The sequence below is a fragment of the Cupriavidus sp. 01L46 genome (assembly GCF_056399905.1).
In genome coordinates, this window is the sequence record NZ_JBFTSF010000245.1 from 1 (window position 1) to 11,724 (window position 11,724).

The window sequence follows — 11,724 nt, forward strand, 5'->3', positions numbered from 1 at the left end:
CGCCCAGGTCCCGCGGCATGAACTGGATGATGGCCGAGGTGTTGGCCCACACGCGCACATGCCCCCGCACGCCGATGGCGAAATCGCTCATGTCGCCCGCCAGGCGATTCACGGTATCCAGCACGGCCCGCGCATGGCCGACCAGCCMAAAGCCGGCCGGGGTGAGCTCAAGCCCGCGCGGCAGCCGCACGAACAAGGCGCAATCGGTGGTCTTTTCCAGGTCGGCAACGCGGCGGCTGAGCGCCGACAGCGTCATGTGGGTGCGCTCAGCGGCCTTGGTAAAGCTGCCGCTCTGCGCCACCACCAGGAACAGGCGCAGGGACTGCAGGTCGAGATGGGCGGGATTGATCACGCGAAAGCGTCCGGTGGGCGGCGGCATCGATGGCGGCTGGATGGCCAGGGCCATCCAGCCATGCCCCGAGGTTTGAGAATCGGGAAAGGCTAGTGGACGAGAACGGCATTGTCAATTTGGGCGCCCGGGGCCACCATGGCCGGTCCGCGCGCGCCGCCCGATGGCCGGCGGCATGGCGCATTCACCACCCAGGCTTACCGACAGGCTTACCGACAGGCAAACACCATGAACCCATCCCAGACCACGCCGGAAGTCGTTTTCCTGGACCGCGGCACGCTGGCCCCCGAGACCGTGCTGCGCGCGTTGCCGTTCGCGCACCGTCTGACGGTCTTTGACGCCACCGCGCCGCATGAAGTGGCCGCGCGCATCGCCGGCGCGCAGATCGTGATCACCAACAAGGTCAAGCTGCCAGCCGAGGTGCTGCGCCAGGCCGCCAGCCTGCGCCTGGTAGCGATCGCGGCCACCGGCACCGACCACGTCGACCTGCACGCCTGCGCCGCCCGGGGCATCTGTGTGTCGAACGTGCGCAACTATGCCGTGCATACCGTGCCCGAGCACACCTTCGCGCTGATCTTCGCGCTGCGCCGCAGCCTGCATGCCTATTGCGACGCGGTGCGCGCGGGCCGCTGGCAGGCCTCGGGGCAGTTCTGCTTGCACGACTACCCGATCCACGACCTGGCCGGCTCGACCATCGGCATCGTCGGCGGCGGCACCCTGGGCCGCGCGGTGGGCGAGATCGCCCGGCTGCTGGGGCTCAAGGTGCTGTACGCCGCCCGCAAGGGCCAGCACAGCGCCGACGCGCAACACACGCCCTTCGCGGACATGCTGCGCCTGAGCGACATCATCACGCTGCACTGCCCGCTGACCCCCGCCAACGTGGGGCTGATCGGCCGCGAGGAGTTCGCGCAGATGACGCGCCGCCCGCTGCTGATCAACACCGCGCGTGGCGGGCTGGTCGACGAGGCGGCGCTGGTCCAGGCGCTGCGGCAAGGACAGGTGTCCGGGGCCGGTTTCAACGTAGCCACCGAGGAGCCGCCCGGCCCCGGCCACCCGTTCCACGCGCTGCGCGACCATCCCGCCTTCCTGCTCACGCCGCACGTGGCCTGGGCGAGCCGGGAGGCCATCCAGGCGCTGGCGGACCAGCTGATCGACAATATCGCGGCGTTCGCGGCCGGCTCGCCGCGCAATGTGGTGGCGGGCTGAGTCCTGCCCTACCCTGCCCTGTCCCATGCGCATGGGACCCGCCAGCCGCGGCGGCCACTCGGGTGCACGCCGACATCTGGCCGGACAACTACGATGGCGCTGGTGCGACGCCCGGATCCGTGCCGGATAGCCGCTTCGCGTCTATATTGTTTCTGTTCGGGATCACGACGGAGGGAGCATGCGTGCGCAATGCTGCAGGCTTGTGCTGGCGGCAGCGGCTGCCTGCGCGCTGGGCCTGGCCCTGAATTTCGCGCCGTGCTTCGCCCAGGCCGGTGGGGGCGAGCAAGCGCCTTTCGTGCAAATCAGGCTCGCCAGGCAGATTGCCGTTCAGGTTCCCAAGGACTGGACCATCCTGTCCGGCGCCCAGGGCCGGACCCACGGCACCATCGCGGACGCGGTGGGGGGCGTCTCCATCGTCCCGGCGCCGCCGGGCCAAACGGTCAACCTCCTGCATGCCGTTTCCAATGTGCAGAATCCGTACGCAGCTGTGATCGCCGCGACACGGCGCGCGGCGCATGGCTGCCGCTGCTGGACCGGGTGCGCGGCTCGATCGTCGTTGGCGAATAGCCTGGATGGCGATCGTCCCGGCTCCCATCGGGCTGGTCCCCTAGTGGCTGATCATCCAGGGCCGCGTGCCAGGAAAGGACTTGGCCGCGCCGGGCTTGCCGGCCAGGCCGACGCTGCCGCCCGAACAGCCACAACCTGGCCCATGGCGGTGCCCCTGGGAACTCAATGGCGCGTGGGCGCTGCGCTCGTTGCCCGCATGCGCGGCGCGGCGGGACGATGGCATCAGGGCCAGCATGGTCGCGGTGACCTGGCGCCGGGCTGCGTGGCCGCAGCCGGGGCATGGCTGCGGCGCGTCGCGCTCGTCGATGCGGCGCACCGCGGTAAAGCTGCCGCACGCCTCGCAGGCGTATTCATACATTGGCATACAGGTCTCTCCGCTCGGTGGAAAGTGGCAAGCGCGGGCCCCCTTGGGGAAGGAGGAGGAAAGCGGGAGCCCGCGCCCGCCGTGACTTCACGTCTCTGGCTGGCGCTCAGATCGGCATTCAGGCCACATCCTGCGAAAGCAGGACGTCGGCACCGCCCTTGATATGCACAGTGGGCCCACTGGCCTGCGGCCGGATATCGAAGTCGAAGATCTGCGTCGGTATCCAGAGCGTGGCGCAGGAGTTGGGGATGTCCACGACGCCGCTGATATGCCCCTGCACCGGCGCCGTGCCCAGGATGGCGTAGGCCTGCGCGCGCGAGTAGCCGAACTTGGTCAGGTATTCGATCGCGTTCAAGCAAGCCTGGCGGTAGGCGACGTTCACATCGAGGTAGTGCTGCTTGCCTTGTTCATCCACCGAGATACCCTCGAAGATCAGGTAGTCGTTGTAGGTCGGCGTGATCGGGCTGGGCTTGAAGATGGGGTTCTTGATGCCGTACTTCGCCATGCCGTCCTTGATCACGTTCACCCGCATGTGCACCCACCCCGCCATCTCGATGGCACCGCAGAAGGTAATCTCGCCGTCGCCCTGGCTGAAGTGCAGATCGCCGACCGACAGCCCCGCCCCATCCACATACACCGGGAAGTACACCTTGGAGCCACGTGACAGGTCCTTGATGTCGCAGTTGCCGCCATGCTCGCGCGGCGGCACGGTACGCGCGCCCTCGGCTGCCGCCCGCCTGCCGGCGTCCCCAACGAGCTTGCCCATATGGGCGGTCGCGGCAAACGGCGGGTTGGCCAGCGGCGGCACGCGATCGGGGTCGGTCTTGATCAGCCCTGTTTCGCGTTCGTTCCAGGTATGGAGCAGCTTGGGGTCGGGCAGGCAGCCGATCAGCCCGGGATGGATCAGCCCGGCGAACTCCACGCCGGGCACATGGCGCGAAGTGGTGTAGACACCATGGAAGTCCCAGATGGACTTCTGCGCCAGCGGGAAATGGTCCGTCAGGAACCCGCCGCCGTTCCTCTTCGAGAAGAAGCCGTTGAAGCCCCACTGGCTTTCTGCCTTGGCGCCTACGTCCAGCAGGTCGACCACCAGCAGGTCGCCCGGCTTGACGCCGTGCACGCCCACCGGCCCGGAGAGAAAGTGGACGATGGACAGGTCGATGTCCCGCACGTCATCCGCCGACTCGTTGTTCTTGATGAAGCCTCCGGTCCAGTCATAGGTTTCCAGGATGAACTCGTCGCCGGGATTGACCCAGCAGGCCATGGGAATGTCCGGGTGCCAGCGGTTGTGGACCTGTTCGTTCTCGTACGCCGATTGCGCGAGATCGACCTTGATCAGGGTATCTGCCATGTGCCTGTCTCCTTGGTGTGTGTCCGGTCAATCGCCGGATTGCGGCCGTGAAACGATGCAGCCGCCTTGGCTGCATGCCTGGATCAGCGTTGGTCGCGTGCGGCTGCCCGCCGCCGCGTTGCGGTCTATCTTTGAGGGCTGTCTTTGAGGGCTGTCTTTGGGGTCTATCTGAATGATTCGCTCAGCAGCAGATAGCCTGGCAGCCAGCCGGTGGCGATGCCTGCCAGCACAGTGGCAACGCCGGTGAACTTGAGGATCGGGCGCTGCATCGCCAGCAACAGGAAGTACAGGAACCACAGCACGCCCCAGCCGACCCAGCACCAGGCGAACCAGGTATCCCAGACGGAGTTGGCATGGCGCAGCGCATCAATGGCGACGGGAATCACCGTGACCGACACGAACAGGCTGAACCAGCCCAGGCCACGCCCGTCCGCACCGTTGAAGCGGTTGAGCGCAACCCACAGGTAGGTGAAGGTAAACAGCAGCGTCAGCGCACCGGCCTTGATSGATGCGCTATCCGCCTCGCCGCCRAARATSAGCCGCAGCGACACCAGCATCGTYACCCCGCCGGCRAAGATATTSACGACCCAGATCTCGCGGTCGCCAATYTTKCCSAGCAGCCAMARGCCGTTCAGGCACAGCACGGCTCCTACGTAAAGCAACGTCAGGCCTAGCATGGCGTATCTCCTCCGCGACGGATTCTGGTTGTTCTTTTTCTGTTGGCGCCGGCTGCCTCGCGGCACCGCGTGGCGACGGGTCAACTATAAGCAGGCCCGCGCGGATGCGAATCCTTCACGGCGAGGATTCCGCGCGTCATGCGGCTGGGTGAGGCGGCCTCACCCAATTGGATGAGCCGACGGATAAGGCGGCAGCGCGATGGCCAGGTGAGGGATGTTCAGGCCGGCGGGCAATGCTGCGCGTGCAGGCGCACCAATTCCATCTGGCCATGGGTGTTGGTCTTCTGGAAGATCTGCTTGAGGTGGCTGCGCACCGTGTTCTCGGACACGTGCAGGACCTGTGCCAGGCTGGCAATGGAGTGGCCGGCGAAGACCAGCGCGTTGACCCGCGCCTGGGCCTCGCTCAGCTTGAACTGGCGCGCGAACAGGCAATCGTGGTGCGCATGCTCCGCGCCCTGCCGGCGCGCGCTGACCACCACCAGCGCGCGCTCCTCGCCCAGCCCGTTGCGCATGGATGCGCCGGCGGGCTGCAGCGTGAGCGTCGTGGGCAAGGCAAAGCCGGGCGCGGAAACCGACAGCACCTGCGTGGGCACCAGCGCGGCCTGGCCCGGGTGGGCGTCGCGCGTGTCGCCGGCCTTGKGGGGAAGTCCTTGGGCAGCCCCGGCCAGCGTGGCCAGCATCTCGTGCAAGGTGCGGTGGTCGGTCGGCATCACCGCGGCAAGATACTCGCCATCCCGGTACAGGCCGCTGCCCTGCCCGCACAGCGCCTGCGCGCTGCGGTTGCAGTAGACGATGCGCCCATCCTGCTCGACCAGGAAGGTCGCGTTAGGATGGCCGTCGATGACGCACATCAGCGCCTGGCTCAGGTCGGCGGCGCTGTGGCGGTGCCAGCGGTTTTCCAGCGACAGCGCCATATGCGCGAGCAGGCCGCGGAACTCCGCCTTCTCCTTGCTGGCAAAGCGCCGCTGGTCTTCACGCCGGTACAGCTCAAGGTAGTAGACGACATCCGCCTCGCGCGCCACCACCCCGCACAAGCGATGCAGATAGCGATGGGGCCGCAGCAACGCCTGGTAGTAGTCCGTGCGAACCAGGTCGCCGCTGCCCAGCATGTCGTCGCCGCTGATCACCTGCAGGGGCTGGTAGGCCGTGCTGGAGAGGAACCACGGGTTGCGCGCGGAGTACTGCGCAAAGGTGCGAAAAAACGCCGGATCCTCTGGTGCGCCGTGCAGCACCGCGCCCTGGCCGCCGGCCAGGTGCCGCCGCGCCAGCACGGCCGTGCCCGCGGCGAACTGATCGCGCACCAGCGCAACCACGCCACGCCAGCCATCGTCGTCGCGCGCGGCGTGGATACGGTAGATCAGTTCCCCGGCCTGGCTATTGGGGCTATTGGGGCTATTGGGGCTATCGGCGCTATCGGCGCTATCGGCGCTATCGGTATTCTGGGCGGGCAACCGCGCATTCTCCTTGGCATCGGGCACAGCGGATTCGGGCAACAGCGAGCGCGATGCCGGCGGCTCCCGGCCTCTTCGATATGAGGACTGCCGGCCAGTGTTTGCGCTGGCACCCTAAATGTCAAGGCGCCGCGCCATGCTGCCGCGCAGCATCTCCGCGGCGGGTTGCGGCGCGCTTCGGCCCCTTCCAGCGCAGCGCGCATGTCATTGCGCGAGGGGCGGATTCAGACAATAATCGGAGCGCCCGCTGCCAGCCATCCCGACCCGGATCGCCCCCCCCTCCCGGAGCCGCATCGCACCCGACGCCACCACGCCATGCGCATCAAACGAGAATATCAATCCTGGGTCGCGAACGAAACGCTGGAGGATTACGCGCTGCGCTATGCGGCACGCTCTTACCGGCGCTGGTCGCCGTTCACGCTGGCCAACACGGCCATCGGCGGCGTGTCCTTCCTGGCGCTGGAAGCCATCGGCGCCAGCGTCACGCTCAGCTTTGGCTTCCAGAACGCGTTCCCGGCCATCCTGCTGGTCTGCGCGCTGATCTTCCTGATCGGGCTGCCGGTGGCATACCACGCCAGCGTGGCCAACGTGGACATCGACCTGCTCACGCGCGGCGCGGGCTTCGGCTATGCCGGGTCCACCATCACCTCGCTGATCTACGCGTCCTTCACCTTTATCTTCTTCGCGCTGGAGTCGGCCATCCTGGCCCAGGCGCTCGCCATTGCCACCGGCCTGAACCTGACAGTGGGCTACCTGGTCTGCTCGCTGGTGATCGTGCCGATGGTGTTCTTCGGCGTCACGCTGATCAACAAGCTGCAGATGTGGACACAGCCGCTGTGGGCGGTGCTGCTGGTGCTGCCCTTCGCCTACATCCTGCGCCACGATCCCGGCGTGCTGGCGCAATGGGCGGCATTCACCGGGCGCGACGCGGCCTCGCCGGCGTTCAATGTGCTCGCGTTTGGCGCCGCCACCGGCGTGCTGTTCTCGCTGATGGGCCAGATCGGCGAGCAGGTGGACTACCTGCGCTTCCTGCCCGAGCGCACGCCGCAGAACCGCTGGAGCTGGTGGAGCGCGCTGCTGCTGGCCGGCCCGGGCTGGATCGTGATCGGCGGCCTCAAGGTGCTGGCGGGCAGCCTGCTGGCGGTGCTCGCGCTGCAAGCCGGCGTGCCCGCCAGTCGCGCGATGGAGCCGATCCACATGTACGTGTGGGCATACGGGCAGGTATTCGATCKGCCCGAKGTGGTGCTCGCGGTGGCGATGCTGTTCGTGCTCGTGTCGCAGATCAAGATCAACGTGACCAATGCCTATGCGGGCTCACTGGCCTGGTCCAATGTGTTCGTGCGGCTGGCGCACTACCATCCGGGCCGCGTGGTTTGGCTGGTGTTCAACGTGCTGATCGCGCTGTTGCTCACCCTGCTGGGCATCTTCAGCACGCTGGAGGCCGTGCTGAGCGTGTATTCCAACCTGGTGATCGCCTGGCTCGGCGCCCTGGCCGCTGACCTTGTCGTGCTCAAGCCGCTGGGCATCAGCCCGCGGCACATCGAGTTCCGCCGGGCCTACCTGTATGCGTTCAACCCGGTGGGCTGCGGCGCCATGCTGATCGCCTCGCTCGCCGGCATCGGCGCTTACTCCGGCTTGCTTGGTGCGCTGGCGCAAGCCTATTGCGCCTTTATCGCGCTGGGCGCTTCGTTCGCCAGCGCCATCCTGATCGCCTATGCGACCCGCGGCCAGTACTACATCGCGCGGGAGGACCCGCATCCCCTCGACGAGCACACTGACGAGCCGATCCGCTGCTGCATCTGCGAGCGCGACTACGAAGCGCCGGACATGGCGCACTGCCCCTTCTATGCGGGGCCGATCTGCTCGCTGTGCTGCGGCCTGGACAACCATTGCCACGATGCCTGCAAGGCGCCCGGCACCGCCGCGCAAATGCAGGCGGCGCCGTGGCAAAGCAGTTTCCTGCGGATACTGCCGCCGCATTTCCTGCGCAGGCTGGCGCGCTTCCTTGGCCTGTTCGTGATTGCCGCGGCGGCCATGGGCGCCGTGTTCCTGCTCGCCTACCGGCTGATCGGCGAAGGCCATGCCGCCCACGCCGACGGCATCGGCGGCCTGCTGCTGCGCGTGTACTCGGCCACCCTGCCGCTGCTGGCTTTCGGTGCGTGGTGGATCGTGCTGTCACACGAAAGCCGCGAGCTGGCGCAGGCGGAACTGATGGAGTCGCTGCGCCATCTCGAGTCCGCGCGCAAGCACCTGGTGGACGCGGAAAAGATGGCCTCTCTCGGCGGACTGGTCGCGGGTGTGGCGCACGAGATCAACACGCCGGTGGGCATCGCCGTCAGCGCCGCCTCCTACCTGCAGGACCGCACCAGCGCCACGCAGGCGCTGGTGGCAAGCAACGGGCTGGCACCAGAGGCGCTGCAGCGCTACCTGTCGGATGCCGCGCAATCCGCCCGTTTGCTGCTGTCCAACGCCAACCGCGMTGCGGAGCTGGTGCAGAGCTTCAAGCAGATGGCGGTCGACCAGACCAGCGAAAAACGGCGCGGCTTCGACCTCGGCGACTATATCCGCGAGACCGTGGTCAGCCTCGACCCGCGCCTGCGCGACACGCACGTGCAATTACTGATCGACTGCCCAGCCGGCATCGCCATGAACGGCTACCCCGGCGCGATCGCGCAGATCCTCACCAACCTGGTCATGAACTCGCTGGTGCACGCGTTCGGCAGCGGCGACACAGGCCCTGTGCGCGGCACCATCCGCATCGCCGCCCGGCTCGCCGCCGGTGACGAAGTCGTGATCCGCTACGCCGACGACGGCAGCGGCATTCCAGATGCCCTGCATGAGAAGATCTTCGAGCCCTTCTTTACCTCGCGCCGCGGCAAGGGTGGCAGCGGCCTGGGCCTGCATCTGGTCTACAACCTGGTGACCCAGCGCCTGGGTGGCACCATCGCCGTGGGCCATGCGGGGCGTGCGGAGGGCGGCGGCACCGTCTTCACCCTGCGCATGCCCCGCATCACGCCCTCGGCGAAGGCCACCATCCCGATCGTATCCGCCAGGACTCTGCCATGAACGCCTCCTTGTCGATGCCCGCGTGGCAGGTCCTGCTGGTCGATGACGACCCCGACGTGCACGAGATCACGCGCCTGGTGCTGATGGACCTGACCTTCTCCGGGCGCAAGATCCAGTTCCACAGCGTCTATTCCGGCGAAGCCTGCCGGGCCCACCTCGCCGCTCACCCCGATACGGCGCTCGTGCTGCTCGATGTCGTGATGGAAACCGACGATGCCGGCCTGGCCACGGTGCGCTACATCCGCGAGCAACTGCGCAACCCCGACCTCCAGATCGTGCTGCGCACCGGGCATCCCGGCATGGCGCCGGAGCGCGAGGTGGTGACCGGCTACGAGATCAATGGCTACTTCCTCAAAACGGAGATGACCGCGCAAAAGCTGACCTCCGTCGTCATCGGCGGCCTGCGCGCGTACCAGTACGTGAAGGCCTTGCAGCAAGCCCATGCCCTGCCCCAGCCGGCCCCGCACACGCAAGGCGCGCCGTGCGCGCCCGGGCGCCCAGCCTCCGAGGCAGGTAGCGGCGCGCAGATCGAAGCTGCCATAGAACAAGCGCTGCACAGCGGCCAGTACCGGCTGCAAGCCGTCTCCCAGTTCGACCTGGGCTCCGCCGCCATCACGGCCATCGCACTGCTGCCGGCGTGGCCGGGCCCCACCGGCTGGATGCCGCATGCCGAGATCGCCGACCACGTGCGCAGCCCAAGCCTCATTGGCGCRATCAATGCCGCGCTGCTGCGCCGCGCCTGCGAACTCGCGCTAGCCTGGCACACGGATCCGCAAGCCGCCCTATCCAGCCCGGCCCGCGTCAGCGTCCCCATCCTGCTGCCGCTCATGGCCGGCGCCGAGGAGTCCGAACTGCTGGCGTTGCCGGAACTGCTCCGCCAATACCTGCGCGAGACCGCCCAAGCCGGCAACGTGCTCGACCTGCAATTGCCGGGCATCCTGCTGGGCACCGCCACGGAAGCCGCCCRCCTGGCCTGCGCCCGTATCCAGGAGCAAGGCGCGTCCGTCACGCTGGCCGACGTTGGCAACACGCCCATCTCGCTGGCCAACCTGCAGCGCTTGCTGCCTGACCGGCTGCAGATTCCCCAGGGCTACGTGCGTAACGTGGCAACCGATGCCAAGCGCGCTGCCATCGCGCGTGCCGTGATCGCGCTGGCGCACACGCTCGGCATGCAGGTACTGGCCAATGGCCTGGCCAGCTCGGAAGAGCTGCAGTTCTTCAAATGGGAGGGTTGCGACGTTGGGCAGGGGGACGTGCTGGGCAGCGTTCGGGAGGCCACGGAGTGGAAGGCTTGAGGCGGTCCGGGCGCGGTTGCGCCGGCGCCGCCATCCACGCATGACGCGGGCTATCCGAGGCAGGTCAAATGCCATCGTTGCGCGCCGCGTGCGGTTGACCTTGCCCGAGCCTGGACGTCCCGACTCAGGCTCCACGTCCCGTGTTGCGGCTCGCCAGGCGCTTAGCGTGCCGCGGCACCCGGCTCGGTGATAGCGCTGTAGACCAGCGTGCGCAGCTGGCGGCGCACCGGGTAGGCGGACGAGGGCAAGAGCTGGGTCAGGAACAGTCCGATCAGGTCCTCCTGCGGATCGACCCAGAAGAAGGTGCTGGCCGCGCCGCCCCAGAAGAAGTCGCCGGCGCTGCCTGGAATCAACGTGGTCGCCGGCGTCACCGTGGTGGCGAAGCCGAGCCCGAAGCCAACGCCATCATAGGTGGCTTCGCTGAACATGGAGCGCGACATGCGCGGCAGGTCCACCCCGCCCGGCAGATGGTTGGCGGTCATCAGCGCCAGGGTCTTCGGCCCCAGCAGGCGCACCCCATCCAGCTCGCCGCCTTGCAACAGCATGCGTGCGAAGCGCATGTAGTCAGCCGCGGTGGACACCAGGCCGCCACCGCCGGAGAGGAAGCTGGGCGGCTTCAGGTAGGGGCTGGTGCGGGGATCGTCCTGCAGGACCGGCGCGCGCGCGGATACCACCTTCGAACCGAGCGAGCCGACGGCGTAGCAGGCGCAAAAGCGCGAGGCCTTGTCTTCCGGCACGTGGAAGGCAGTGTCAACCATGCCCAGCGGATCGAATATGCGCTCCTTCAGGAAGGTCTCGAAAGGAATTCCGCTGATCTTGCCGACAAGGTAGCCCAGCACGTCGGTGGCGACCGAGTAGTTCCAGGCCTCGCCCGGCGAGAACTCCAGCGGCAGCTTGGCCAGCTTCTCGATCATGTCGTCCAGCGTGCCGCCGGTGGCGAGTTCGCCCAGCATCTGCTTGCGGTAAGCGGCGTCGACGTTGGTGTTCTGCTGGAAACCATAGGTCAGGCCGGACGTGTGGCGCAGCAGGTCGACCACCAGCATCGGGCGCGCAGCCGGGCGCGTCTGGAAGCTCTCCATGAAGCCCCCGGCGTAGACACCCAGGTTTTCCCATGCCGGGATGTACTTGCTGACCGGATCGTCCAGGGCGATCTTGCATTCCTCGACCAGCATCATGACCGCCACCGAGGTGATGGGCTTGCTCATCGAGTAGATGCGGAAGATCGAATCCTCGGCCAAGGRCACCTGGCGCTCGCGGTCAGCCAGGCCCAGCACCGAGTTCAGGACCAACTCGCCGCGCCGCCACACCTGGATGAGGCTGCCGGGCAACTTGCCGGTCGCGATATAGGCGTCGTCGATGAAACGTTCGACCCGCCCAAGCCGCTCGCCGGACATCCCC

General features: G+C 67.4%; 9 protein-coding genes. 3 read left to right on the forward strand and 6 right to left on the reverse strand.

Annotated features, from left to right (window positions below; translation table 11 throughout):
• A partial coding sequence (locus AC1DS3_RS29670) for a LysR family transcriptional regulator (protein ID WP_477128516.1) occupies positions 1 to 352 on the reverse strand: 352 nt, incomplete at its 3' end.
• A gap of 225 nt (positions 353 to 577) precedes the next feature.
• Here AC1DS3_RS29670 and AC1DS3_RS29675 point away from each other — a divergent pair.
• On the forward strand, positions 578 to 1,555 hold the full coding sequence (locus tag AC1DS3_RS29675; RefSeq protein WP_441630141.1) for a D-2-hydroxyacid dehydrogenase: 978 nt from the start codon (positions 578 to 580) through the stop codon (positions 1,553 to 1,555).
• Between the two features lie 607 nt (positions 1,556 to 2,162).
• Here AC1DS3_RS29675 and AC1DS3_RS29680 read toward each other — a convergent pair.
• The 4 genes from AC1DS3_RS29680 to AC1DS3_RS29695 all read right to left on the reverse strand — a co-directional run bounded on the left by AC1DS3_RS29680 (position 2,163) and on the right by AC1DS3_RS29695 (position 5,965).
• A complete protein-coding gene (locus AC1DS3_RS29680; protein ID WP_441630138.1) occupies positions 2,163 to 2,486 on the reverse strand; it encodes an FmdB family zinc ribbon protein in 324 nt (107 codons plus the stop codon).
• 118 nt (positions 2,487 to 2,604) lie between these two features.
• Positions 2,605 to 3,837, reverse strand: coding sequence for a formamidase (gene fmdA, locus AC1DS3_RS29685; protein ID WP_441630136.1), 1,233 nt, complete (start codon positions 3,835 to 3,837; stop codon positions 2,605 to 2,607).
• A gap of 164 nt (positions 3,838 to 4,001) precedes the next feature.
• Entirely contained in the window at positions 4,002 to 4,514 is a 513-nt protein-coding gene (locus AC1DS3_RS29690) for an AmiS/UreI family transporter (protein WP_477128511.1), read from the reverse strand.
• Positions 4,515 to 4,732: 218 nt separating this feature from the next.
• A complete protein-coding gene (locus AC1DS3_RS29695; protein WP_477128512.1) occupies positions 4,733 to 5,965 on the reverse strand; it encodes a helix-turn-helix transcriptional regulator in 1,233 nt (410 codons plus the stop codon).
• A 315-nt stretch (positions 5,966 to 6,280) separates the two neighbouring features.
• Between AC1DS3_RS29695 and AC1DS3_RS29700 the strand changes: the two genes are divergently transcribed.
• Both AC1DS3_RS29700 and AC1DS3_RS29705 read left to right on the forward strand, forming a co-directional pair.
• The gene (locus AC1DS3_RS29700; RefSeq protein ID WP_477128513.1) at positions 6,281 to 9,031 is read left to right on the forward strand and encodes an ATP-binding protein; all 2,751 of its coding nucleotides are present in this window, start codon (positions 6,281 to 6,283) and stop codon (positions 9,029 to 9,031) included.
• Positions 9,028 to 10,326, forward strand: coding sequence for an EAL domain-containing response regulator (locus AC1DS3_RS29705; protein WP_477128514.1), 1,299 nt, complete (start codon positions 9,028 to 9,030; stop codon positions 10,324 to 10,326). The genes AC1DS3_RS29700 and AC1DS3_RS29705 overlap by 4 nt, the downstream gene beginning before the upstream one ends.
• A 161-nt stretch (positions 10,327 to 10,487) precedes the next feature.
• Here AC1DS3_RS29705 and AC1DS3_RS29710 read toward each other — a convergent pair.
• Positions 10,488 to 11,724 (reverse strand): serine hydrolase domain-containing protein (locus AC1DS3_RS29710; RefSeq protein WP_477128515.1); only part of this gene is annotated, 1,237 nt, incomplete at its 5' end.